This window comes from Lentzea flaviverrucosa (genome assembly GCF_003350445.1).
Taxonomy (GTDB): domain Bacteria; phylum Actinomycetota; class Actinomycetes; order Mycobacteriales; family Pseudonocardiaceae; genus Lentzea; species Lentzea californiensis.
In genome coordinates this window covers 861,939-887,096 of the sequence record NZ_QQAU01000001.1, presented here as the reverse complement: position 1 = coordinate 887,096, position 25,158 = coordinate 861,939, and the positions used below count along the sequence as shown (strand labels likewise).

General features: G+C 70.4%; 20 protein-coding genes. 16 read left to right on the top strand and 4 right to left on the bottom strand.

Annotated elements, in window-relative coordinates; translation table 11 throughout:
* Positions 1 to 7: 7 nt before the first annotated feature.
* Complete coding sequence (locus DFR72_RS03950) at positions 8 to 1,984, top strand: MMPL family transporter (RefSeq protein WP_090063990.1); 1,977 nt, start codon at positions 8 to 10, stop codon at positions 1,982 to 1,984.
* A gap of 15 nt (positions 1,985 to 1,999) precedes the next feature.
* Positions 2,000 to 3,103, top strand: coding sequence for a winged helix DNA-binding domain-containing protein (locus DFR72_RS03945; RefSeq protein ID WP_090063991.1), 1,104 nt, complete (start codon positions 2,000 to 2,002; stop codon positions 3,101 to 3,103).
* An 8-nt stretch (positions 3,104 to 3,111) separates the two neighbouring features.
* Here the strand turns inward: DFR72_RS03945 and DFR72_RS03940 are convergent, their stop codons facing one another.
* On the bottom strand, positions 3,112 to 3,954 hold the full coding sequence (locus tag DFR72_RS03940) for a helix-turn-helix transcriptional regulator (protein WP_090063992.1): 843 nt from the start codon (positions 3,952 to 3,954) through the stop codon (positions 3,112 to 3,114).
* A 102-nt stretch (positions 3,955 to 4,056) separates the two neighbouring features.
* Here DFR72_RS03940 and DFR72_RS03935 point away from each other — a divergent pair, with 102 nt between their 5' ends.
* A complete protein-coding gene (locus DFR72_RS03935) occupies positions 4,057 to 4,896 on the top strand; it encodes an alpha/beta hydrolase (protein ID WP_090064533.1) in 840 nt (279 codons plus the stop codon).
* Here the strand turns inward: DFR72_RS03935 and DFR72_RS03930 are convergent.
* The 3 genes from DFR72_RS03930 to DFR72_RS03920 form a co-directional block, all read right to left on the bottom strand.
* Positions 4,893 to 6,407 (bottom strand): tetratricopeptide repeat protein, encoded by a 1,515-nt coding sequence (locus DFR72_RS03930; RefSeq protein ID WP_090063993.1) that lies wholly within the window; start codon positions 6,405 to 6,407, stop codon positions 4,893 to 4,895. The genes DFR72_RS03935 and DFR72_RS03930 overlap by 4 nt on opposite strands.
* Before the next feature lie 13 nt (positions 6,408 to 6,420).
* Positions 6,421 to 7,125 carry a hypothetical protein gene (locus DFR72_RS03925; RefSeq protein WP_090063994.1) on the bottom strand — a complete coding sequence of 235 codons (705 nt, stop codon included), beginning with the start codon at positions 7,123 to 7,125 and terminating at the stop codon, positions 6,421 to 6,423.
* A 67-nt stretch (positions 7,126 to 7,192) separates the two neighbouring features.
* Positions 7,193 to 7,807 (bottom strand): nucleoside/nucleotide kinase family protein, encoded by a 615-nt coding sequence (locus DFR72_RS03920; RefSeq protein WP_245982493.1) that lies wholly within the window; start codon positions 7,805 to 7,807, stop codon positions 7,193 to 7,195.
* A gap of 139 nt (positions 7,808 to 7,946) precedes the next feature.
* On the opposite strand from DFR72_RS03920, the gene DFR72_RS45330 reads away from it, so the two are divergent.
* From DFR72_RS45330 to DFR72_RS03860, 13 genes are all read left to right on the top strand, one after another.
* On the top strand, positions 7,947 to 8,084 hold the full coding sequence (locus tag DFR72_RS45330) for a hypothetical protein (RefSeq protein WP_170176063.1): 138 nt from the start codon (positions 7,947 to 7,949) through the stop codon (positions 8,082 to 8,084).
* Complete coding sequence (kdpF, locus tag DFR72_RS03915) at positions 8,081 to 8,179, top strand: K(+)-transporting ATPase subunit F (RefSeq protein WP_090063996.1); 99 nt, start codon at positions 8,081 to 8,083, stop codon at positions 8,177 to 8,179. The genes DFR72_RS45330 and kdpF overlap by 4 nt, the downstream gene beginning before the upstream one ends.
* Entirely contained in the window at positions 8,179 to 9,801 is a 1,623-nt protein-coding gene (gene kdpA, locus DFR72_RS03910; RefSeq protein ID WP_090063997.1) for a potassium-transporting ATPase subunit KdpA, read from the top strand. Before kdpF ends, kdpA begins: the two co-directional genes overlap by 1 nt.
* Positions 9,798 to 11,747, top strand: coding sequence for a potassium-transporting ATPase subunit KdpB (gene kdpB, locus DFR72_RS03905; RefSeq protein ID WP_090063998.1), 1,950 nt, complete (start codon positions 9,798 to 9,800; stop codon positions 11,745 to 11,747). Before kdpA ends, kdpB begins: the two co-directional genes overlap by 4 nt.
* A 3-nt stretch (positions 11,748 to 11,750) precedes the next feature.
* Positions 11,751 to 12,278 carry a potassium-transporting ATPase subunit C gene (locus DFR72_RS03900; protein WP_090063999.1) on the top strand — a complete coding sequence of 176 codons (528 nt, stop codon included), beginning with the start codon at positions 11,751 to 11,753 and terminating at the stop codon, positions 12,276 to 12,278.
* The gene (locus tag DFR72_RS03895) at positions 12,256 to 14,754 is read left to right on the top strand and encodes a sensor histidine kinase (RefSeq protein ID WP_090064000.1); all 2,499 of its coding nucleotides are present in this window, start codon (positions 12,256 to 12,258) and stop codon (positions 14,752 to 14,754) included. Before DFR72_RS03900 ends, DFR72_RS03895 begins: the two co-directional genes overlap by 23 nt.
* On the top strand, positions 14,751 to 15,428 hold the full coding sequence (locus DFR72_RS03890; protein WP_090064001.1) for a response regulator: 678 nt from the start codon (positions 14,751 to 14,753) through the stop codon (positions 15,426 to 15,428). Before DFR72_RS03895 ends, DFR72_RS03890 begins: the two co-directional genes overlap by 4 nt.
* A 235-nt stretch (positions 15,429 to 15,663) precedes the next feature.
* Positions 15,664 to 15,909: a hypothetical protein gene (locus DFR72_RS46210; RefSeq protein WP_211335290.1), complete on the top strand. Its 246-nt coding sequence runs from the start codon at positions 15,664 to 15,666 to the stop codon at positions 15,907 to 15,909.
* 79 nt (positions 15,910 to 15,988) lie between these two features.
* A complete protein-coding gene (locus DFR72_RS03880; RefSeq protein ID WP_090064002.1) occupies positions 15,989 to 17,479 on the top strand; it encodes an amidohydrolase family protein in 1,491 nt (496 codons plus the stop codon).
* A gap of 110 nt (positions 17,480 to 17,589) precedes the next feature.
* Positions 17,590 to 18,900 (top strand): diaminopimelate decarboxylase, encoded by a 1,311-nt coding sequence (lysA, locus tag DFR72_RS03875; RefSeq protein WP_090064003.1) that lies wholly within the window; start codon positions 17,590 to 17,592, stop codon positions 18,898 to 18,900.
* Between the two features lie 44 nt (positions 18,901 to 18,944).
* Positions 18,945 to 20,225, top strand: coding sequence for an SWIM zinc finger family protein (locus DFR72_RS03870; protein ID WP_090064004.1), 1,281 nt, complete (start codon positions 18,945 to 18,947; stop codon positions 20,223 to 20,225).
* The gene (locus tag DFR72_RS03865) at positions 20,222 to 22,687 is read left to right on the top strand and encodes a DUF6493 family protein (RefSeq protein WP_090064005.1); all 2,466 of its coding nucleotides are present in this window, start codon (positions 20,222 to 20,224) and stop codon (positions 22,685 to 22,687) included. The genes DFR72_RS03870 and DFR72_RS03865 overlap by 4 nt, the downstream gene beginning before the upstream one ends.
* A complete protein-coding gene (locus tag DFR72_RS03860) occupies positions 22,684 to 25,155 on the top strand; it encodes a DUF7824 domain-containing protein (RefSeq protein ID WP_090064006.1) in 2,472 nt (823 codons plus the stop codon). Before DFR72_RS03865 ends, DFR72_RS03860 begins: the two co-directional genes overlap by 4 nt.
* The last annotated feature ends 3 nt before the right edge of the window (positions 25,156 to 25,158 follow it).

Here is a 25,158-nt window from a genome sequence, read left to right as displayed (position 1 = left end):
AAATCTGATGCGAGTCCTAGCCGGGGTCCTGCTCGTCGTCTGGCTGGCCTTGGGCGGCTTCACCGGGCCGTACGCGGGCAAGCTGTCGGAGGTCGCGGAGAACGACAGCAGCGCGTTCCTGCCCAACTCCGCCGAGTCCACGCAGGTCGCGGAGCTGCAGAAGAAGTTCCAGCGCGAGGAGGCGATCCCCGCGATCGTCGTGGTCGAACGCACCAGCGGACTGACCGAGGAGGACAAGCGGTACCTCGCCGACCAGGTCAAGGGCTTCCAGGCGTCGCCGGTCATCCCCTCGCCGAACGACGACCAGGCCGCGCAGGTCGTCCTGCTGCTCGACCCGGCCAAGGACGTCAAGGACTCGATCTTCCAGCTCCGCGACGGCACACGAGGTGCACCTGAGGGGCTGACCGTGCTGGTCACGGGCCCGGCGGCGCAGGTCGCGGACCTCGTGGAGGCGTTCGGCGGGATCGACGGGCTGTTGCTGCTCGTCGCGGGCGCGGTGGTCGCGTTGATCCTGCTGGTGGTCTACCGGAGTCCGCTGCTGCCGGTCGTCGTGCTGGTGTCGGCGGTGTTCGCGCTCGGACTGGCCAGCTTCGTCGTCTACCTGCTCGCGAAGAACGACGTCCTGGCGTTGAACGGCCAAAGCCAGGGCATCCTCTCGATCCTGGTGTTCGGCGCCGCGACGGACTACGCGTTGCTGCTGGTGTCGAGGTTCCGCGAGGAGCTGCGCGACACCCAGGACAAGTTCGCGGCGGTCAAAACGGCCTGGCGCGGCACGATCGAACCCATCGCGGCGTCGGCCGGCACGGTGATCCTCGGCGTGCTGTGCCTGCTGTTCAGCGACCTCGACTCGAACAAGGGCCTCGGCCCGGTCGCCGCCATCGGCATCGGTGCCGCGCTGCTGACCACGATGACGTTCCTGCCCGCGACCCTGGCACTGCTCGGCCGCGGCGCCTTCTGGCCGTTCGCCCCGAAGTTCGGCTCGAAGCACCCCGAGACGAGCGGGCTCTGGGCCCGCGTCGCGAACCTGGTGCGCCGCAGGCCGCGGGCGATCTGGATCGTCACCACGCTGGTGCTGCTCGCCGGCGCCGCGTTCCTGCCGCAGCTCAAGGCGTCCGGCACCGCCCAGTCCGACGTGTTCCTGACCCCGGTCGAGTCCGTTGCGGGACAGGAGGTGCTGTCGCGGCACTTCCCCGGCGGAACCGGCTCGCCGACCGTGATCATCGCCGCCGAGGACAAGACCGCCGAGGTCGTGCAGAAGTCCAAGGTGGACGGTGTCGCCGACGTCCGGCCGTCCGGAACGGCGGAGGGGCTCGTGCGCATCGAGGCCACGCTGAAGGACGCGCCGGACTCCGATGCCGCGGTGGAGACCGTGCAACGACTTCGAGCGGCCGTCGACGGCATCGAGGGCACGAAGGTGGGCGGGCCGACGGCGACGTTGCTCGACACCAGGACGACCTCCGAGCACGACCGGATGCTGATCATCCCGATCGTGCTGGTCGTGATCTTCCTGATCCTGGCGCTGCTGCTGCGGTCGCTGCTGGCTCCGTTGCTGCTGATCGCGACCGTCGTGCTGTCGTTCGCGGCCACGATGGGCGTGTCGGCACTGGTGTTCAACCACGTCCTCGACTTCCCGGGCGCCGATCCGGTGGTGCCGTTGTTCGGGTTCGTGTTCCTCGTGGCCTTGGGCATCGACTACAACATCTTCCTGATGACCCGAGTGCGCGAGGAGACCCAGCAACTCGGCACGGTCGAGGGCACGCTGCGCGGCCTGAGCCTGACCGGCGGCGTGATCACGTCGGCGGGTGTGGTGCTGGCGGCGACGTTCGCGGCACTGGCCGTGCTGCCGATCCTGTTCCTCACGCAGATCGCGTTCATCGTCGCGTTCGGTGTCCTGCTCGACACGCTGCTGGTGCGGTCGCTGCTCGTGCCGGCACTCTCGGTGGACGTCGGCGGACGAATCTGGTGGCCGTCGAAGCTGCGGTGAGCCAGGATCTCGGGCATGACCTCCACGGCACGTCAGCTCAACCGCGCCACGCTCGACCGGCAGATGCTGCTGGGGCGCGAACCGGTCGACCTGCTGACGGCCGTGGACCGGGTCGTGGCGATCCAGGCGCAGGAACCCGCGTCGCCGTACATCGCGCTGTGGAACCGGATCGAGGGCTTCGACCCCGCCGACCTGGACGAGGCGTTCACGAGCGGGGTGGTCCGCAAGGCATCGCTGATGCGGATCACCCTGCACGCCGTGACGGCCGCGGACCACTCGGTGTTCCACCACGCGATGCTGCCCGCCCTGAGGGCGTCACGGCTGTACGACAAGCGGTTCAAGACGATGAACGTCTCGATCGAGCAGACCGACGCACTGCTGGAACACCTGCTCGAGTTCGCCGCGACTCCTCGCCAGAAGGCGGAGATCGAGGAACTGCTGCACTCGCACGTCGGCGACGTCGGTGACCCCGGAGTCTGGTGGGCGCTGCGCACCTACGGCGGATTGGTGCACGCGCCGACAGGTGGGCCGTGGTCGTTCGGACTGCGGCCGTCCTACCTGGCCGTGACCGCCGAGCCCCTTGAGCGGATGGCGGCCGTCGCGGAGATGCTGCGCCGCTACCTCACCGGGTTCGGCCCGGCGACCGTGCTCGACATGAACCAGTTCAGCATGCTGCCGCGCACCACCATCCGGGAAGCGCTGGCGTCGCTGGACCTCGTGCGGGACGGCGATCACTTCGACGTTCCTGGGCGGACTCTTCCGGACGAGGACGTCGTTGCTCCGCCGCGGCTGATGGCCATGTGGGACAGCACTTTGCTCGCCTACGCGGATCGGAGCCGGATCATTCCGGAGGAGTACCGCAAGCTGGTCATCCGGAACAACGGTGACACCCTGCCCACCGTGCTCGTCGACGGGTACGTGGCCGGGGTGTGGCGTCCTGCCGTGGACGGGGGTGTCGAGGTGACTGCGTTCCGCGCTCTTGGTGAGGAGGACTGGGCCGGGCTGGCGGATGAGGCGGCGGCTCTGTGCAAGCTCCTGGGTGATCGGGAGCCTCAGGTGTACAAGCGTTACGCGCGGTGGTGGAACGGCCTCCCGGCCCATGAGGTTCGTGTCGTGTAAGACCTGCTCTACCGTGCCGGCAAGTGATCCGACGGCTGAGCCTGTGCCGAGAGCAGGAGAAACCTCAAGCCCTCCCGCGACGCCTCGTCCGCAGCGGTGTAGGCGACGAGCAGCTGATCCGGGTGCGTGTCCACGGAGAACTGCTGCACGTCCAGAACCAGCGTGCCCGCCACCGGGTGGTGGTAGGTCTTGACGAGCTGCCGCGGCCCGCGCACCTGGTGTGTCGCCCACCAGTTCCGGAAGTCCAGGTCCTTCACGCTCAGCTCGCCGACCAGTGCGGAGAGCGCCGAGTCGTGCGGGGCGCGGCCGGCCTCCATGCGCAGCACCGCAACGCATTCCTGCGCCGAGCGTTCCCAGTCGCCGTAGAGGGCGCGGAACGCCGGTTCGAGGAACGTCAGCCGGATCAGGTTGCGTTCCGGCGCGGGGAGGGCCCCGAAGTCGGTCAGCAGTGCGGAGGCTCCCCGGTTCCACGCCAGCACGTCCATGCGTCGGTGCAGGACCATTGCCGGGATGTCCGGCATGCCGTCCAGCAGTTGCTGCAACCGTGCGGCGACCTCGGGGGTGGTGGGCTGCCTCGCCGGGGCGACGTCCGCGATGCGGAAGAGGTAGTCGCGTTCGTCCGTCGCCAGGTGGAGCGCGTCGGCGAGTGCGTTGAGGACGGTGCGGGAGACGCGTTTCGTGCGGCCCTGTTCCAGGCGGACCACGTAGTCGACGCTCACGTGGGCGAGCTGGGCCAGTTCCTCGCGGCGCAGGCCTGGGACTCGGCGTTGCCTGCCGTCGTCGGGCAGGCCCGCGCGCTGCGGGTCCAGGGCGGCGCGGCGGGTGCGGAGGAACTCGCCCAGTTCGGTCATGCCTCCAGTGTCCGTGTTTCCGCAGGCGTGTGCCTGGTACTGGTGTGCATGGGCTGGGCTGTCCCTGGCTGGCGGGGGCGGTGCGGGACGAACGTGGTGGTCATGGACAACGTGACCTTCCCCAGCAACGGACTCGAGATCGCCGGCCACCTCTACCGGCCGGAAGGCGCTCCCCGCGGAGCGGTCGTCGTCGGGCATCCCGGCACCGGCGTGAAGGAGCAGACGGCGGGGGAGTACGCGCGGCGGCTCGCCGGGCAGGGCTTCCTGGCGCTGGCCTTCGACGCCGCCTACCAAGGTGAGAGCGCGGGACTGCCGCGCGGACTGGAGGACCCGGCGCAACGGGTCGAGGACATTCGGGCGGCCGTGACGTTCCTGGGAGAGGAACGTGTCGGCGTGCTCGGGATCTGCGCCTCCGGTGGCTACGGCCTGGCCGCCGCCGGGACCGACCCGCGGATCAGGGCGATCGCGACGGTGAGCCTGGCCGACATCGCCCGTCAGTTCCGGTTCGGCGCGGACGGCACCCAGGATCCCGCCGTCCTGCGAGGACTGCTGGCCCAGGGACAGGAGGGGAGCTTCTCGCTGTTCCCGGAGGACGGCGAACAGGCGCGGGCCGGGGGGCCGCACGCGTTCGAAGGCTGGGAGTACTACCGCACGCCGCGCGGTGAGCACCCGCGGTCGGCGAAGACGCTGACGTGGAACAGCATCGGCAGGATCGCCGCGTTCGACGCGTTCCGCGCCGTCGGGCTGATCGCGCCGCGGCCGTTGCTGCTGGTGGCCGGGCGCGAGGCCGTCACGTCGTGGATGAGCGTCGAGGCCTTCCAGAACGCGGGCGGCCCCAAGGAGTTCCACTGGGTCGACGGCGCCACGCACGTCGACCTGTACGACAGGTACGTGCCGCAGGTCGTCGAGCGGGTCGCGGAGTTCTTCACGAAGAACCTCTAGACGCGGGCGGCCACCGACCGCGCGTGGTCCAGTTCGCGTTGGTAGCGGGCGGGGTGGAACGCGGCGAGTTCCTCGTTCCTCGCCAGGGACTCGGTGATCGCGGCCTCCGCCTCGGCGCGTTCCGACCGGAGGGAGCGGACCACGGCGTGATCGGTGAGCGCGTCGGCCAGCAGGTAGCCGTACTCGTACGGGTCCCGCGCGTGCTGTTCCCGGTAGTGGGCGACCGCCTGCGACGAGGCCGGCAGTGCGGCGTCGAGCGAGCCCGCACGAGCGGCGGCAAGTGCGAAGGTGTTGCGCGCCATGGCCTTGCCGTCCGCCGTCTGGTACAGATCGATGCTCTTGGCGGCGGCCTCCGCGGCTTCGGGGTACTCGCCGCGGGTGATCAGCAGGCTGGCCCGGCTGTTGAACGCCCGCGCGAGTTCCTTGGAGCCGATTTCGCGCTCGTCGTGCTTGGTCGCGAGGGCGATGGCCTCGTCGTTGGCGGCGAGCGACTCGCCGAGCCTGCCCTCGTCGTGCAGTCGGCTGCCGAGACTGACGAGCGCGGCCGCGAGCCGCAACTCCGCCCTCATGACCACTGCACGGCGTTCGGCACCGGCGAGCAGCGCGCGGTACCGGTCGGCCGACTCCTGTGCGGCTTCCACGGCTTCCGCGAAGAAGCCCAGGTCGTGCAGGCGGTTGCCGTGGTTGTGGACTCCTCCGGCGAGGTCGTCGAGCGACTGCCGGTCGCCTTCCTCGTCCGCGTGCTTCCGCAGCACGGCCACGGCCTCGTCGGCGGACACGCGGGCGTCGCCGAACCTGCCCAGGCGCAGCTGCAGGAGGCAGAGCTCCTCGAACGCGCTGTGGCCGTTGATGTTGCGCCCTGAGCCGTGGTCCCGCCAGAAGGCCGCGTTCAGAGCGGTGAACTCCGCCGCCTGGTCGTACTCGCCGATCGCCGCGAGGCGGTGCGCGTACTCCAGCCACGCGTGCGCGAGGTCGTAGCCCGGCAGCGAGTGCGGTACCAGCTCCTGGCCGTCGAGCTCGGCGACGGCCTCGCGGGCGTTCTCCGCGGCCTCGGCGTGCCGGCCGAGCCTGCCCAGGAAGTTGGTGATCCAGTACCGGGCCGTGTTGGCGATCCCCGTGCTGCGCTCGCCCGGCACGGCCAGCCGCAGGGCGAGCGGCAGCTCCTCCTGCACGACCACCAGCGCTTCTTCGTACCGCTCCTGGCGCTTGAGGTTGTCCCGCAACGAGGTCAGCACGACCCGCAGTTTCGCGGGGTCGCCGAGCTCCCGGCGGAACTCCAGCACCTCGTGGTGCGTGCGCAGGGCGAAGTCGTCCCACCCGGCTTCCTCGAAGTACTCGGCCAGCTCCGTCAGGGCGTCCGCCAGCGCGTCCGGCGCCGGCCACTCCTCGCGGGGCTTGCCGCGCAGCTCCTCGACGACCGGCCAGACGTAGCCGAGCATCTTCACCGGATCCGGATGCCCGGTCCTGGCCGGGCGGTGCCACGTCTCGCCGCGGCGCACTGGCTTGATCACCCGCGAGTGGATATCACGCGGGGCGGACCTCCGGGACGACCTTCGCCACATTCTCCTCCGCTGCGGCGGAGGCGAGGCGCTGTGCCATCGTGCCGCCCTCGGGGGTTCCGGCCGGTGACGGCACCTTGCCCAGCAGGTACCCGGCGTGGCTCACCGCGAGCAGCACCAGGAACGCCTCGGAGAACTCGGGCAGCCCGGCGATGCCGGCGGGGTTGTCCACGACCCTGAACGCCGAGACGGCCTGCGCCACGTAGATCAGCACCAGCAGCACGGTGATCACGAAGTTCTGGAACTTCGCGAGGTCGATCGACTTGCCCGCCGACGCACCCTCCTCGGCGGTCAGCATCTCCCAGAACCGCCCGCCCCCGGCCCCGAGCGGGTACGCGGCCACGGAGTCCGGGTGGCTCGCGCTCTTCGTGACCTTGATGGCGCCCGCCACGACACCGGAACCGACGGAGATGCCCAGGAGCCACAGCACCTGGTCCGGGATCTGGAACCCGGCCACGTCGACCTGCCCGGCCGCGAACCGGCCGAACGCCATGCCGCTGATGAGCGAGAGCAGCACGACGGTCCACACCGTCACCTGCACCCGCGAGAGGCTGTAGCGCCCGCGGCCGTCCCTCAGCACGTTCTGCGCGCCGAGGCGGCTGGGGACCACCACCGCGAGCAGCACGATGACTAGCGCGGACACGATCCAAGCCCAGAACGTGGTCGCCATGGAGGCCTCCTCGTTACGCCGTTCGGACGCTGTGGCCGTTACGTCGTCCGGGAGCCACCAGGCGTTATCACGCCGGGTAACGATTAGGGGGTCGATGCTCGGAGTGGTCGACCACCAGACTGGCCCGCGAGGCCGGGTCACACGCCGCCAGGTACAGCCGCTGCCCCTCGACGTACCGGCGGTTGCGGGGGTCGTCCGGATCGGGCGGACTGCCGTCGCGCCCGGCCATGCGCGCCACGGACACCGCGAAGCTGACGTCCAGGAACACCGAGAAGTCCCAGTGCGCCACGAGCTCGTCGCGGTGCAGGAAGATCCCGTCCACCAGCAGGAGCGCGTCCGGTGACGCGACCTCGAAAGGCGGGTCGACGTACGCGTCGGTCTCCAGGTCGTGGCTGGCACGGCGGAACGGCCGCCCGTCGGCGAACGGCGTGAGCAGGTGGCCGGCGAACCGCGCGTGGTCGAAGCTGTCGAGGAAGAACCCCTCCGGCGAGGTCTTCCCGCGCTGCCAGCGAATCGCCCGCGGGTGGTGGAAGTCGTCCACGGAGGCCCGCACGACCTCGCGGCCACGGGACCGCAGCACCTCGGCCAGGGCGTCGCAGAACGTCGTCTTGCCCGCCCCGTCGACACCGTCCACACCGACCAGACCTCGTGCGGGCAGCAGATCAGCGACTTCGTTCAGCACCACGGCACGATTTCACACTTCGTGACCGCGGCAGGACCGATCGGATGAGACCCAGGTCTCCCCGGCCTCAAGAACGCGTAAAAGCCGGACCCGCCCCCGTAAGGACGTTGTCAGGCACCCCCTGATCAGGCATTTCCTGATGCACGCTTCCGGGCGTCATCAAGAACGTCTTTTCGTTGAAGGGAGCGGCGTCATGGCCGACCTGGCCTATGCGTTGCTGCTGATCGTGAGTTTCGTCGTGCTGGGCCTGACGGTGCGTGGACTGGAGAAGTTGTGAGCACGGGACTCGTCGCGAACGCCGTGGCCGGCGTGATCGCACTCGGGCTGATCGTCTACCTGTTCATCGCACTCGTCAGGCCGGAGAAGTTCTGATGTCACCCCTCGTGGCCGGCCTCCTGCAGACCGGCATCCTCCTCACGGCCCTGGCGGTCGTGTACCGGCCCCTCGGCGACTACATGGCCCGCGTCTTCACGGCCAAGGGCCACTTAAAGGTCGAGCGGGCCATCTACCGCTTCGCCCGCATCAACCCGGACGCCGAGCAGAAGTGGAGCACCTACGCGTACGGCGTGCTGGGCTTCTCGTTCGTCGGCATCGTGTTCCTCTACGTCATCCAACGCGCGCAATCGTTGCTGCCGTTCGGTTTCGACCGCGGTAACGTCGGTCCCGGCATGGCGTTCAACACGGCGATCAGCTTCGTGGCCAACACGAACTGGCAGTCGTACGTGCCGGAAGCCGTCATGGGCCACGCGGTCCAGATGATCGGCCTGACCGTGCAGAACTTCGTGTCGGCGGCGGTCGGCCTGGCCGTGGCCATCGCGCTGGTCCGCGGGTTCGTGCGGCACCAGACCGACCGGCTGGGCAACTTCTGGGTCGACCTCGTCCGCGGCACCCTGCGGATCCTGCTGCCGATCGCGTTCACCGGCGCGATCGTGCTCATCGCGTTCGGTGTCACGATGTCGCTCAAGTCCGGAGTGGACGTCGACGGGCAGACCGTGGCGAACGCGCCCGTCGCCAGCCAGGAGGTCATCAAGGAGCTCGGCACCAACGGCGGCGGCGTCCTCAACGCGAACTCCGCGCACCCGTTCGAGAACCCGGGCGAGTGGACCAACCTGATCGAGATCTTCCTGATCCTGGTCATCCCGGTCGCGCTGACCCGCACGTTCGGCCGCCTCGTCGGTGACAGGAAGCAGGGCTACGTCCTGCTCAGCGTCATGGGCGTCATCTGGACGGCCATGCTCGCGGTGATCTGGGCCGCCGAGGCGAACGGCATCAGGCCGTTGGAGGGCAAGGAACTCCGCTTCGGCATCCCCGGCAGCGCGCTCTTCGCGAACGCCACCACCGGCACGTCGACCGGCGCGGTCAACTCCCTGCACGACAGCTACACCGGGCTCGGCGGCGGTGCCGCGCTGCTCAACATGCTGTTCGGCGAGATGACGCCCGGCGGCGTCGGCACGGGGCTCTACAGCATCCTCGTGATGGCGATCATCGCGATGTTCCTGGCGGGCTTGATGGTCGGCCGCACACCCGAATACCTCGGCAAGAAGCTGGGGCGCAAGGAGGTCACGGCCGCCGCCGTGTCGATCCTCGCGATGCCGACGGTGCTGCTGATCGGCGCCGGCATCGCCGCCGTCCTGCCGAGCACGCAAGGCGCTCTCAACAACCCGGGAGAGCACGGCCTGTCCGAGATCCTCTACGCCTACGCCTCGGCGTCGAACAACAACGGCAGCGCGTTCGCCGGCATCACGGTCACGAACGACTGGTTCCAGTCGTCGCTCGGCCTGTGCATGCTGTTCGGCCGGTTCGTCCCGATCGTCGCGGTGCTCGCCCTCGCCGGATCCCTTGCGGCGCAGAAGAAGGTGCCGGTCACGGCGGGCACGTTGCCCACCACCGGGCCGTTGTTCGCGACGCTCCTGACCGGCTCGATCGTCCTGGTCGCCGCGCTCACCTTCGTTCCCGCACTCGCTCTCGGTCCCATCGCGGAGGCACTGCTGTGACCACCAAACCCGGTCTCGCGGCCGCTCTTCTCGAGGCCCTGAAGAAGCTGGACCCGCGCCACCAGTTGCGCAGTCCCGTCATGTTCGTCGTCTGGGCGGGCTCGCTGCTGGTCACCGTGTTCGCGGTGACCGACCCGAGCGTGTTCACCACCGCCGTCGCGGCGTGGCTGTGGTTCACCGTGCTGTTCGCGAACCTCGCCGAGGCCGTCGCGGAGGGACGGGGCAAGGCACAGGCGGACTCGTTGCGGCGCACCAAGAAGGACGCCGTCGCCAGGCTCGTCAACGGTGATGTCGTGGCGGGCACCGAACTGAAGATCGGCGACCTGGTCGTCGTCGAGGCGGGCGAGGTGATCCCCGGCGACGGCGACGTCGTCGAGGGCATCGCGACCGTGGACGAGTCGGCGATCACCGGCGAGTCCGCGCCCGTCATCCGCGAGTCCGGCGGTGACCGGTGTGCGGTCACGGGTGGTACGACCGTGCTGTCGGACCGGATCGTCGTCCGGATCACGACCAGGCCCGGTGAGTCCTTCGTGGACCGCATGATCGCGCTCGTCGAGGGTGCGGAACGGCAGAAGACGCCGAACGAGATCGCGCTGACGATCCTGCTGTCGACGCTGACGATCATCTTCCTGCTGGCCGTCGTGGCACTGCAGCCGTTCGCGATCTACTCGGGCGGCGAGCAGTCGGTGGTCGTGCTGACCGCTTTGCTGGTCTGCCTGATCCCGACGACCATCGGCGCGCTGTTGTCCGCCATCGGCATCGCGGGCATGGACCGGCTGGTGCAGCGCAACGTGCTGGCCCTCTCGGGCAAGGCGGTCGAGGCCGCCGGCGACATCGACACGTTGCTGCTCGACAAGACCGGCACGATCACGTGGGGCAACCGGCGCGCGACCGAGTTCATCCCGGTCGGCCCGACCTCCCACGAGGAACTGGTCGCGGCCGCCCGGCTCGCAAGCCTGGCCGACGACACCCCGGAAGGCCGCAGCATTCTCGAACTCGCGGGCGGCGAACCGGCCAGCGAGCACGAGAAGACCGGCGAGTTCGTCCCGTTCACGGCACAGACCCGCATGTCCGGCATCGACCTCGGCGAGCGGAGCATCCGCAAGGGCGCCGCGTCCGCGTTCGAACTGAGCGACACGGCTCGGGAGATCGTGGACGAGATCAGCGCACAGGGCGGCACCCCGCTCGTCGTCGCCGAGAACGACAAGGTACTCGGCATCATCCGGCTGTCGGACGTGGTGAAGCCCGGCATGAGGGAACGCTTCGCCGAGCTGCGCGCGATGGGCATCCGGACGGTCATGGTCACGGGCGACAACCCGTTGACCGCCAAGGCCATCGCCGAGGAGGCCGGGGTCGACGACTTCCTGGCCGAGGCCAAGCCCGAGGACAAGATGGCCCTGATCCGCAAGGAACAGGAGGGCGGGCGGCTGGTCGCGATGACCGGTGACGGCACGAACGACGCGCCCGCCCTGGCGCAGGCGGACGTGGGCGTCGCGATGAACACCGGCACGTCGGCCGCGAAGGAGGCCGGCAACATGGTCGACCTCGACTCGGACCCGACCAAGCTCATCGAGATCGTGGAGATCGGCAAGCAGCTGCTGATCACGCGCGGTGCGCTGACGACGTTCTCCGTGGCGAACGACCTGGCGAAGTACTTCGCGATCCTGCCCGCGATGTTCGCGGCGATCTACCCGGCACTGGACAAGCTCAACATCATGCACCTGGCCACGCCGCAGTCCGCGATCCTGTCTGCGGTGATCTTCAACGCGCTGGTGATCGTGGCGCTGATCCCGCTGGCCTTGAAGGGTGTGCGGTATCGGCCGTCCAGTGCGAGCGCCCTGCTGCGGCGCAACCTGCTGGTCTACGGACTGGGCGGCGTCGTGACGCCGTTCGCCGGGATCTGGCTGATCGACCTGCTCGTGCGACTCATCCCCGGGATCGGCTGAACCATGAACAACTTCCTGAAGCAGTCGTGGGCGGGTCTGCGGATCCTGCTCGCGCTCACGGTGCTCCTCGGCGTGCTCTACCCGCTGTCGGTGTGGGGCGTGTCGCGGATCCCAGGCCTGCACGCCAACGCCGAGGCCACGGACACGACGCTGGTCGCGGTCGCCCGCGAAGGTGACCAGTACTTCGTGCCGAGGCCGTCCGCCGCGACGCTGCCCGCGTCCGGTGGCTCGAACAAGGGTGAGCTGAACGAGGACTACACGTCGGTCATCGCTGAGCGCCGAACTGCTGTGGCGCAACGCGAGGGCGTGCCCGAGAGCCAGGTTCCGCAGGATGCCGTCACCGCGTCCGCCTCTGGCCTCGACCCGCACATCAGCCCGGAGTACGCGGCGTTGCAGGTGCCGCGTGTGGCCCGCGCGTCCGGGCTGTCCGTGGAGAAGGTCCGCGAGCTGGTCGCTGCCAACACTCACGGCACCTTCACCACCACCGTCAACGTGACTGCGCTGAACCGTGCCATCGACAGCGCCAGTTGACGGTCGCCGGGGTGAGCTGAGGATCTACCTCGGCGCCGCTCCCGGCGTCGGCAAGACCTTCGCCGTGCTCGGCGAGGCCCACCGGCGCCGGGAGCGCGGCACGGAGGTGGTCGTCGGACTCGTGGAGACACACGGCCGCGACAGGACCGCCTCCCTGCTCGAAGGCCTGGAGGTGGTGCCGCGCAGGGTGGTGCGGCACCGCGAGCTGGAAGTGTCCGAAATGGATGTGGATGCGGTCCTGGCCCGCCGGCCCGAGGTCGCGGTGGTCGACGAGCTCGCGCACACCAACGCGCCGGGCTCGCGCAACGAGAAGCGGTGGCAGGACGTCGAGGAACTGCTCGAAGCGGGCATCGACGTCCTGTCGACGGTGAACGTCCAGCACCTGGAGTCGCTCAACGACGTCGTCGAGCGGATCACCGGTGTGCGGCAACGGGAGACGGTGCCGGACGAGGTGGTCCGCCGCGCCGAGCAGGTCGAGCTGGTGGACATCACGCCGGAGGCGTTGCGACGGCGGCTCGCCCACGGCAACGTCTACCCGGCGCACCGGATCGACGCCGCTCTGGGCAACTACTTCCGGCTCGGCAACCTGACAGCGTTGCGCGAGCTGGCGTTGCTGTGGGTCGCCGACCAGGTCGACGTCGCGTTGCAGCGGTACCGCAGCGAGAAGGAGATCACCGACACCTGGGAGACCAGGGAACGGGTCGTCGTCTCGGTCACCGGCGGCCCGGAGAGCGAGACGCTGATCCGCCGCGCCCGCCGGATCGCGACGAGGGCGGGCGCGGAACTCCTGGTGCTGCACGTGCTGCGCGGCGACGGCCTGTCCGGCGCCACACCCGAGCACATCGCGCGCTCCCGCAGGATCGCCGAGGACGTCGGCGCCACGTTCCACTCGGTGGTGGGCGACGACGTGCCGACGGCACTGCTGGAGTTCGCTCGCGGGGTCAACGCCACCCAGCTCGTGCTGGGCACCTCGCGCAGGTCACGGGTCGCGCGGGCGTTCGACGAGGGCATCGGCGCGGCCGTGGTGCAGGAGTCCGGCGCGATCGACGTGCACATGGTCACGCACGACGAGTCGCGGCGCGGGCTGCGCTGGAAGACCGGCGTGGACCCGCTGTCGTTCCAGCGCCGCCTCATCGGCTGGGGCCTGTCACTGGCGTTGCCGGCCGCGGTGACCGCGCTGGGCATGTTGTGGCGCGACGAGCTGGACTTCTCGACCGACCTGGTGGCGTTCCTCCTGGTCACGTGCGTGGTGGCGATCGCGGGCGGGCTGGGGCCCGCGTTGTTCTGCGCGGTCCTCGGGGCCGGGCTGCTGAACTACTTCTTCACCGAGCCCTACTACAGCCTGGCCGTGCGGACGCCGGAGAACGTGATCACGCTGGCGGCCATGGTGATCGTCGCGACCGTGGTGGCGCTGACGGTCGACCGGGCGGCGCGGCTGGCGGAGCAGGGCGCGCGGGCGCGGACCGAGGCCGCGTTGCTGGCCTCCTACTCGCGCACCGTGCTCACGAACCCGTACCCGCTGACCCGGTTGCTGGAGAAGATCCGGGAGAACTTCGGCCTGGAGTCGGTCGTGCTCGTGGAGCGACGGGACGGTGTGTGGACGTGTGTGGAGCGCACTGGAAGGGATCTAGGTCCCGTGACCGAGGTGACGGTCACCGGTGACGTGCGGCTGAGGCTGAGCGGGCGCGTGCTGCCCGCGAGCGACCAGCGGGTGCTGGAAGCCGCGGCAGGACAGACGTTCGTGGCACTGCGGCAGCAACGGATGGCCGCCGAGGCCCTGCACGCGCAACGGAAGGCGGAGACGTCGGAGTTGCGCACGGCCCTGCTGTCGGCGGTGGGCCACGACCTCCGCACACCGCTGACGTCGATCAAGGCGGCGATCGGCAGCCTGCGCGACGACTCACTGCCACTGTCCGAAGAGGACGTGGGCGAGCTGATGGCGACCGTCGAGGAGTCCGCGGACCGGCTGACCGGCCTCGTGGACAACCTGCTGGACTCGTCCCGGCTCGCGACCGGTTCGGTCGAGCCGGTGCTGCGGCCGGTCGGCTACTACGAGGTCGTGGCCAGGGCACTCGCCGGCATCGGGGGAGAGGTGTCGGTGGTGGTGGCCGAGGACCTGCCGCCCGTGCTGGCGGACCTGGGGCTGCTGGAACGCGTGGTCGCGAACGTGGTGGACAACGCCCTGCGGCACGGCAGCCCGTCCCCGGTGGCGATCCGAGCGAGCAGCCACGGCACCTCCGTCGAGCTGCGGGTCGTGGACCACGGCCCAGGACTGCCGAAGAAGGCGGGACACAAGCTGTTCGCGCCGTTCCAGCGCCTCGGCGACCGCTCCGCCACACCGGGCGTCGGGCTCGGGCTGAGCGTCGCGAAGGGCTTCACCGCCGCCATGGGCGGGGAGATCAGCGCCGAGGACACCCCGGGCGGCGGACTGACCGTCGTCATCTCCCTGCCCGCCTACGAGGAGAGTTCCCGATGACATCAGTGCTGGTGGTCGACGACGAACCGCAGATCGTGCGTGCGCTGAGGATCAACCTCAGCGCACGGGGCTACGACGTGATGACGGCCTACGACGGCAGATCCGCCCTGGGCGTCGCCGTCGAGGGCAAGCCGGACGTGGTCGTGCTCGACCTCGGCCTGCCCGACATCGACGGCGTGGACGTGATCGCCGGCCTGCGCGGCTGGTCCACGATCCCGATCATCGTGCTGTCCGCGCGCACCGACTCGTCGGCCAAGGTCGAGGCCCTCGACGCGGGCGCCGACGACTACGTGACCAAGCCGTTCGGGATGGACGAGCTGCTGGCGCGCCTGCGGGCCGCGGTGCGCCGCAACGCGGCTCGGGAGGACTGCGATCCCGTGGTCGAGACGGCGTCGTTCGTCGTCGACCTGGCGGTGAAGAAGGTGCGGCGCGGTGGCCGCGAGGTCCACCTGACGCCGACCGAGTGGGGCCTCGTCGAGATCCTCGCGCGCAACCCCGGCCGGCTGGTGTCGCAGAAGCAGCTGTTGCAGGAGGTGTGGGGGCCGATGCACGTCAACGAGTCCCAGTACCTGCGCGTCTACTTCGCCCAGTTGCGGCGCAAGCTGGAGGACGACCCGGCCCGCCCCCGCCACCTCATCACCGAGCCGGGGATGGGGTACCGATTCGAGGTGTGAGGTCGACCGGAAGCAGGCAGCGGTCCCGCCCACCCCGCCAGGCTGAAGCCTGGCCTGCTCGGTCGACTTCACCGGCGCGAACAACACCGCGCCGAACGGCGACAACTGGATCGTCGACACCGGCCACGGCTACCCCGGCGGCCCCGGGAACTGGGGCACCGGCGAGATCCAGCGCTACACCAACGACCGGGCCAACCTCGCCCTGGACGGCTCCGGAAACCTGCGCATCACCCCGTTGGGCGCGGCGAACGGCGAGTGGACCTCGGGACGCATCGAGACCCGCCGGGCGAACTCCAAGGCACCCGCGGGCGGCGTCCTGCGCATCGAGAGCCGCCTCCAGATGCCGAACGTCACCGGTGCGGCGGCGCTGGGCTACTGGCCGTTCACGAACGGCGTGGCGGGCCGGGCGACGCCGACCGCGCAGACGACACCGGGCAGGCCGATGCTGGTGGACCACGTGGCGGTGTGGACCCGGCCGTAGATCCTCCGGCTAGCCCTACTGTTCCACCGCCCCGAAGTCGCTAGCTTGGAGGCAGGGGACTTCGGGGGAAGGTGGAGCGGTGGGGGAGCTTGCGCGCCGGGACGTGCTGTCCTGGCTGGGGAAGGGCGCACTCGGAGCGGTCGCGCTGGGTGCCGTGGGGCAACCCGCGAGGGCGGCGAGCGGCGTGACCGCGTTGCGAGGAGCGACGCTCGTCGACGGCACGGGCCGCCCGCCCGTCCGTGACGCGACCATCGTGCTGGCCGGCGACCGGATCCTGGCCGCCGGCCGTCACCGTGACGTCCCGCGCGGCGTGCGGGTGATCGACGTGGCCGGGAAGTACGTGATCCCAGGCCTGTGGGACCTGCACACGCACGCGACGTTCTACGAGAACACCGTCGCGCCACTGCACGTCGTCCAAGGCGTTACGGGCATTCGGGAGATGTGGGGCCAGCCCGAGACCCACGACACCCGCCGCCGCATCGAGACCGGCGAGATCCTCGGCCCGCGCATGGTGGTCGCCAGCACGATCGTCGACGGCCCCGGCTCCATCTGGCCCGGTTCGGACGTCGTCCGCACCCCGGCGGAAGCCCGCGCCGCCGTGCGCAGGGCCAGGGACGGGGGAGCGGACTTCGTCAAGGTCTACTCGTTCCTCTCGCCGGAGTGCCACGCCGCCGTCGCCGACGAGGCCCGCCGGCTGCGGATCCCGTTCGCCGGGCACGTTCCGGCCCGCGTGCCGGTGCAGGACGCGCTGGCGCAGCACACCCACGAACACCTCTACAACCTGTTCACGTCCACATCGGACAACGCCGACGCCCTGTACGCGCAGCTCCGTGCCATGCCCGACGACCCGGCCGACCCGAACTGGTGGGGCCGCCACGCGGGCCGGATCGAACGCGCGGCCGTCGCCACCCACTCACCGGCCCGTGCCCGGCAGTTGTTCGCCGCGATGGCCAGGCAGGGCACGTGGCAGTCGCCGACCCTCTTCGTCGAACGGAACATGTCCCGCTCGCCCGAGACCATCACGAACGACCCGGTGGCGCTCGAACGGATGCGCTACATCCCCGTCGGCCTGCGCGCGCAGTGGCAGCAGATCATGACCGGCCGCCCCACCCGCACGCCCGAGGAAGTGGCGGAACTGCGGAGGTTCGGCGATGCCCGCATGCGCCTGCTCCAGCAGATGCACGAGGCGGGCGTGGGCGTCGTGGCGGGCACGGACGCGGGCTTCGCCTACGTCTTCCCGGGCTTCTCCCTGCACGACGAACTGGCGTTGCTGGTCCAGGCGGGCCTCAGCCCGGCCCAGGCCCTCCAGGCCGCCACCCGCGACGCCGCGCGCTGCGTCGGCCGGGAGCACGAGTCGGGCACGGTCACGCCGGGCAAGCAGGCGGACCTGGTCGTGCTGGACGCGGACCCGTTGCGGGACATCACGAACGTCGGCCGCGTCCACGCCGTCGTCAGCCGGGGCCGCTACCTCGGTCCGGCCGACCGCACGCGCGTCCTGCGGGAGATCGAGGCCGCCGCGCAGGAACCGGTCGAGGCACCGGCGACGCCGACGGGGTGCTGCGCGCACTGATGTGGTCCCCGCCACCGCGGTCGTCAGGATCGCGTCAAGGCGGGGCCCGCCCGTGTCAGGGTCTCGTCCGGGACCTGGGCACGGACCCGCGGCAGGCGTGTGCTGGACGCATGACACTCGCGGAGTTGTTGCCCAGCACCGGATGCTCCACCGAACCGGTGCTGGAGGACGGTCTCTGGCCGGACGGCACCCGGATCGCCGGCCAGGACCTGGTCATCGGTGGAGTCCCCGCCACGCAGCTCGCGGCCCGCTTCGGCACCCCGTGCCAGGTCCTGGACGAACGGACGGTCCGCACCAGGGCGAGGGCCTTCCGCGCCGCACTCCCCGGCGCCGAGGTCGTGTTCGCGGGGAAGTCGTTGCCCTGTCCCGAGGTCTACCGGTGGATGGCGCAGGAGGGTCTGTCGCTGGACGTGTCGTCGGCCGGAGAGCTCGCACTGGCCAGGGCCGCCGGCTTCCCGGCGACGCGGATCATCATGCACGGCAACGTGAAGACCGCCGAGGACCTCAAAGCGGCACTGGAGCACGGCGTCTCCAGGATCGTCGTCGACTCGTTAGACGAGATCACCCAGCTCGGTGCCCTGGCGACCCGCGGCCAGGAGGTCATGATCCGCGTGACGCCCGGCGTCGACGCCCACACCCACGCCAAGATCGCGACCGGCGTGGAGGACCAGAAGTTCGGCTTCTCACTTGCTTCCGGCGCCGCTCTGGAGGCGATCCTGCGCGTGGTCGAGCAGCCGTCGCTGACACTCGTGGGCCTGCACTGCCACATCGGCTCGCAGGTGAAACACGTTGCGAGCTACGAACAAGCCGTGCGGCGGATGGCCGGCCTGATCGCGTCCTGCGGCACCAGGATCGACCAGCTCGACCTCGGCGGCGGGTTCTGCGCGCCGTACCTCAAGGGCGACACGGACTTCGACCTCGCGGGATTCGCGCACCGGGTCCAGGGCGCCCTCAACTACGAATGCGCGCTGCACCGCGTGCCACCGCCGCGTCTGCTCGTCGAACCCGGCCGCGCGATCGTCGCGAACGCCGGGGTGACCCTGTACCGGGTGTGCGCGGTCAAGGAGTCGACCCGGACGTTCGTGGCCGTCGACGGCGGCATGAGCGACAACCCGCGCCCCGCGTTGTACGGCGCGAAGTACGCCGTCCGGCTCGTGGGCCGCGGCGGCAAAGCCAAGCCCGTCACCGTTGTCGGCAGGCACTGCGAGGCCGGCGACGTGCTCGCCGAGAACGTGCTCCTCCCTGGAGACGTGCACGCGGGAGACCTGCTCGCCATCCCCGCGACGGGCGCCTACCACCACGCCCTGGCCTCGAACTACAACCAGGTCTGCCGGCCGCCGGTCATCGCCGTCAGCGAGGGGGTCGCCAGGCCGATCGTGCGCAGGGAGACCGAGGAGGACCTGCTGCGCCGCTACGTTTGATCATTCGGGCGCCGAGTCGAACGTCTGTTCCCTAGAGTGGCGCGATGCACTCGTACGCCTACGTGGCCGACTCCCGGCTGGACGAGACGCGGCGCGCCCTCGGACTGCAGACCTCCGGCGGCCGGGCGCCGAACCCGCGCTTCTTCACCGGGTTCCTCGGCGACGCCCAGCAGGCCGCGACGGCGTTGCTCGCCATCGCCAAGATCGCCGGCACCCGCTACTTCCAGCCCACCACCGAGCGCCTGCGGGACCCGGTCGTCACCTGCAACGGCGACCGGCTGCGCTTCGAGTCGTTCTCCGGCTGCTGCGGTGTCTACGCGCGCCTGGACGTCCTCGGCGACGCCCTCGACGGCGAGGTGCACGACCGCGGCACCACGAACGTCGACGTCAACGAGCCGCTGCGGCGCGCGCTCGCCCGCGTGACCAAGGGCGACCCGCTGCACCTCACGGTCGGGCCCGACCAGGTCGAGTTCGGCACGCTCGACGGCGCGGTCGTCGAGAAGAAGGTCCCGCTGCCGCCGCGCTGGTTGCGGGGCTTCGCCGAGACCCAGGTCCTCACCTCGAAGTTCGACCTGAAGGCCGAGCTCTCGGCCGCGGACGCGCAGCGGTTCCTCAAGACGCTGCCCAAGGGCCGTGCGGCGGTGTGGGCGGTGCCGTCCGGCAAGTCGTTGCGGCTCAGCGGATCGGCCTCGGCCAACGCGGTGTGCCTGGCGGGTCCGAACCGCCTCGAGACCCTCATCCCGTTGCTGCGCTTCGCGAAGGCAGTCCGGCTCTACGGTCCGCCAGCCGACGGCAAGCCGGTCGCGAGCGGCTGGGAGGTCGACCTGGGCGCGCAACGCCTGACACTCGTCCTGTCGCCCGAGGTGACCCGCGGCCTGTCCGGCGAAGGCGCGGTCCTGGACGGACTCGCCGCCGGGGACGCCGACACCGACGCCGAACTGGTCGGCGCGCTGCTCGACTTCGAACCCCGCGTGGACGTCGCCGACCTGGCCGACCGGTCCGGGCTCAGCCCGGCCAGGGTCAGGGACGCGCTGGCACAACTGGGCACGGCCGGCCGCGTGGGCTACGACCTCGCCGAGGCCTCGTACTTCCACCGCGAACTGCCCTACGGCGGCATCGACGTCGAGGCCATGAACCCCAGGCTGCGCAACGCGAAGGCGCTCGTCGCGCAGAACGCCGTCAGCTGGGACGGCGACACCGCGGTCGTCGGCTCCTACCGCGTCAACGGCGAGGCGTGCACCTGCCAGTGGTGGGCCGAGTACCGCGGCGGGCGCGGCAAGTGCAAGCACGTGCTGGCCGCGGACATGGTCAGGGGCAAGGCGTGAGCTTCGACCGGATCCAGGCCCTGATCGAGTCGGATCAGAAACTCGCTCTGGGGGAGGTGCTGAAAAGCCTCACGCCCGGGGAGCGCAAGGAGTACGTGAAGGACCTGGTCGCGTTCGAGAGGCAACACCGCGCGGGCGACCAACGGTGGTCCCACGGGGAAACGCTCGCGATCGCCGGCGCCGGGCTGCTGCCGACCGCCGCGGTGCTCGCACCGTGGCTCGTGCGCTACCGGATCTTCTTCCAGGGCGGTAGGCCCGACAACGGCATCGACGTCGTGCTCGACGTGTTGCGGCACCGCGAGCTCCCGTGGATGCCGGACCTGGTCACGAGGGTCGCCGCCAGGATGCCGACCCGCGAACGCTGGCGGCAGGACCTGCTCGGCGTCGTCCTGGAGTTCTGCGGCGACGACCCGCCGTACTCGGACGGGTTCCTGCTGCACTTCATGGACTTCGGCGGCCACACGAGGTGGAAGCCCGCGTTCGACGCGCTGGTCCCGCGGATGCTGGAGGTCGTCGGCAGCGGCGGGATCATGGGTGCCCGCCGTCATTGGCCCGAGTTCCTGTGCGACAGGGCGGACCGGCAGGTGCTGCTCGACGGCTGCCTGGCCCGCCTGCAGCAGGGCGGAACGGCCGCCGAGATGGGCGGTTTCCTCGTCCTGCACGAGATCATCGAGGTCACGGTCGAGGAGATCGCGACGCACGCGCGGGACTACGTCGCCATGCTGCCGGACTCGCGGTCGACGGTCGCCGGCCTCGCCCAGGACCAGTGCAAGCGGCTCGACGATGCCGGCAGGCTCGACTTCGGCCTGCTGTGCGAGGCGAGCAGGTGGGTGTTCGGCCGCACCGAGAAGAAGCTCGTCCGCGCCCAGCTCGTCTGGCTCGGCAAGCACGGCAAGGCGAACCCGGACGAGGTGGTGCTGACCGTCGCGGAGCTGTTCGCGCACGAGTCGGACGACCTGCGCGGCCAGGCCGTCACAGTGATCGCGAAGCACCTCGGGAACGCTCGAGACACGACGCAGGCCGAGATCCGGACGCTGGCCGAGCAGCTGCCGGGCGACCTGGCGGCACAGCTCGGCGGCACCACGTCCCAGGAACAAGCCCCTGAGCTGGCCGCGTTCGAGCCCAGGCCGTTCCCGAGCCCGATCGCCACCCTCGACGAACTCACCAGGGAGCTGCTCAGCGCGTTCGGCCGCAACTCGAGCTACGTCGAACCGTCCACAGCGGAACGCATCGTCGAGGCGGTGGTCCGGTTCGCCTGGCAGGACAGGGAAGCTCTCGCCCAGGCGATCCGGCCCTTCGCCGAGAACACCCCGTGGTTCGACGACTCCCAGCACACCCCGCGTTCCGAGCTCATCGGAGCGGTCCTCGACGCGCGGGACAAGCCGCGCCCGCTGAAGCACGAGGTGAGCACCGAACTGGACTTCGCTCGCAACCGGAAGCCGGAAGACGGCATCGGGGCGGTCGGGGACGAACTCGCGAAGCGGCTGTACGAGATCGGGCGAGGCCTCGTCCACCTGCCGAAGCCGGCCCTGGTCTCCACGCCCACCGAGATGTCCGGCCTGATCGACCCGGCGACACTGGCCGGCCGCCTGGCCAGGGCCGAGGCCGAGGGCTGGGAACCGTGGCAGCGCGACCTGCGCCAAGCCCTCCAGCGCCTGCCACGCGACACGGACCCCGGCCTGTTCGCGTCGCTGACCGGCAAGGCGGGCGCGAAGGTGCGCGACTGGCTCGCGACCAGGACCGACCCCGAGGTCGCCATCGCGGAACGCACCTACCGGCATCCCTGGCGGTACTCGTCCTACATGGCCGAGACCGGCCTGTACGCGACCGTCACCCCCGGCTTGGAGGAGCCCGAGCAGTTCTTGCGCGAGAACGACGGCTGGGGCTCGATGATGGAGTGGTGGCCCTCCTTGCTGCCCGTCCAGCGGGAGGTCGTCGCGGCCCACCTCGTTCCGCACCTGCGGGCGCGCACGGCGTCGAAGGGCGTTGACGGCCCGCTCCTGCCGATGCTCGCCGAAGCCCACGGCCCGGCGGGCCCCGCCCTGCACCTCGCCCTGTCGTACGGGCTCGGGGCCGAACTGGTCGTCAACCGCGCCCACGCCGTCGACGCGGTCCTGGTCCTCGCGGCACGCGACCAGCTCGACGGTGGAACCCTCGGGGACTTCCTGGGGCAGTTGCTCGACATCGGTGACCTCGTGATGAACCGGGTCGCGCCCGGTCTGCGGGACGTGGCCCGTTCCGGCGCGGCACGGCAGATCTGGGACGTGCTGGCCGCCGCGTTGCCGAGGCTCTGGACCCACAACCGGGTGGCGGACCTGGTCGAGCTCGCGGTCGAACTGGCCCAGCTGCTCCAGCCCGGCGGTGAGGTTCCGGGACTCGCCGCGGTGGCGGCCCGCAAGGGATCGAGCAAGTCGGTCGTGCAGGCCAACAGACTGATGAACGCACTGGGAGGGACGGCGTGAGCTTCGACAGGATCCAGGCCCTGATCGAGTCGGACCAGCTGCTCGCGCTGGGCGAGGTGCTCAAGAGTCTTACGCCGGAGAAACGCAAGGAGCGCGCCGCCGACCTCGTCGCGTACGAGAAGAAGAGACGGGTGTCCGACCGGAACTGGGAGCACCACGTCGCGTTGCACATCGCGGGCATCGGGTTGCTGCCGAACGCGTCCACGCTCACGCCGTGGCTGGTGCGCTACCAGATCTGGTGGCACCGCGTGAGCCAGGAGAACGGCACGCTCGAGGCCCTGGACGTGCTGCGGCATCGAAACCCCGCGTGGTTGCCGGACCTGGTCACCCGGATCGCCACCAGGATGCCGGCCCGCGAGCCCGGCCGGCACGACCTGCTGAGGATCGTGCTGGAGTTCTGCGGCGACAACCCGCCGGACACCGACGGGTTCCTGCTGGCGTTCATGGACTACGGCGGCCACACGCGCTGGCGGCCGGCCTTCGACGCGCTGATCCCGCGCATGCTGGAGGTCGTCGGAGCCGGTGCGATCTTCGCGAACACCTGGCAGTGGCCGCAGTTCCTGACCGAGCGCGCGGACCGGCAGGTTCTTCTCGACGGCTGCCTCGCGCGACTCCAGCAGGGCGGCAGCGCCAGGGAGATGGAGGGGTTCCTCGCGCTGCACAAGGTTCTCGACGTGACACTGGACGAAACGGCCGAGCACGCACGGGACTACGTCGCGATGCTGCCCGACTCGCGGTCGCCGGTCGCCACCCTCGCGCAGGACCGGCTGAAGGCGTTGGACGAAGCGGGGAAGCTCGACTTCGACCTGCTCGCCGACGCGAGCCGGTGGGTCTTCGGCCGCACCGAGAAGAAGCTCATCCGCACCCAGCTCACGTGGCTCGGCAAGCACGCGAAGTCCACTCCGGACGAGGTCGTGCTGACCGTCGCGGAGCTGTTCGCGCACGAGTCGGACGACCTGCGCGGCCAAGCCGTCAAGCTGATCGCCAAGTGTCAGGCCAAGATCAGCGATGGCACGAGAACCGACCTGCTGGTGCTGGCCGAGCAGCTGCCGGCCGACCTCGCCGCCCAGCTCGGCGCCGAGACGGTGGCGGAGGAGGTGTTCGAGCTCGCGCCGTTCACGCCACGACCGTGGCCGGATCCGATCGCCACGCTGGACGAGCTGACCGGCGAGGTGCGGGCGTTGTTCGGCCGCACCTCGGGCCACGTCGACCCGGTCACCACCGAGCAGATCATCGAGGCAGTGGTCCGGTTCACCTGGCAGGACAGGGAAGCGGTCGCCAAGGCGTTCGAGCCGATCTACGACAAGCACCCGTGGATCATGAACCGCCGTGTCGAGGAGACCTACCTCGACCGTTCTCGGTCGTCCCACTGCTGGTCGATGTTGATCATGATTATTGGCTCCGTGCCCGTCACGGAGCAGGACTCCGCCAGGGCGTGGGTCGAGGAGATCCCAAGCCTGGAGCCGGGTTCGGTCAGTCGGCAGCTCACCAGGAGACTGCGCGAGATAGCCAGGGGACTGGGTGGATCACCACGCCCGCTGCTGGTGTCCACGCCGACCGAGATGTCCGGCCTGCTCGCCCCGGAGGTGCTCCTCGACCGGCTCGTGAAGGCGGAGACGGATGCCTGGGAGCCGTGGCCACGCGACCTGGTGCAGGCCTACCACCGGCTGCCGCGTGACACCCGGCCCGGCGACTTCGCGTCGCTGACGAGCAACGCGGGCAGGTTGCTGCGCGAGTGGCTGGCGGACCTCGCCGATCCCGTGGTCGAACTGGTCGAGCGCACACGCCAGACGCGACCCGGCTACGTCAATCCGCCACCGCGGGAGAAGCGGCTGTTCGTGACTCTGGAGCCTGGTCTGCCCGAGCCGGACTGGTTCTGGTTCGGGTACAGCGAGTGGGAGGAGATGCTCGAGTGCTGGCCCGCCGTTCTGCCCGTGCAACGTGAGGTCGTAGCCGGTCACCTCGTGCCCCACCTCGCCCACCGGTGCTCGTCGAAGGGCAGCGAGGGCGCCTTGCTTCCAGCCCTCGCCGAGGCGGACGGCCCGATCGGTGTCGCCACCCACCTGGCGCTCGCCTACGGGCTCGGCGCCGAGGGGACGGTCGGCCGCGCCCACGCCGTCGACGCGTTGCTGGTCCTCGCGGCCCGCGACCAGCTCGACGGCAAGGCACTGGGCGAGGTCATCGGTCTGCTGCTGGAACGCGGCGAACTCGCACTGAACCGCGTGGTGCCGTGCCTGCGCGACGCGGCACGCTCCGGTGCCACCGCCCAGATCTGGGACCTGCTGACGACCACGCTGCCGAAGACGTGGTCGCACAACAGGGTCGCGGACCTGGTCGAGCTCGCGGTCGAACTGGCCCAGCGGCTGCGGCCCGGCGGTACCGTCGAAGGCCTCGCGGAGGTGGCGGCCCGCAAGGGTTCCAGCAAGGCGGCCGTCCAGGCCCGGAGGCTGGTGAACGCACTAGGCTGACTT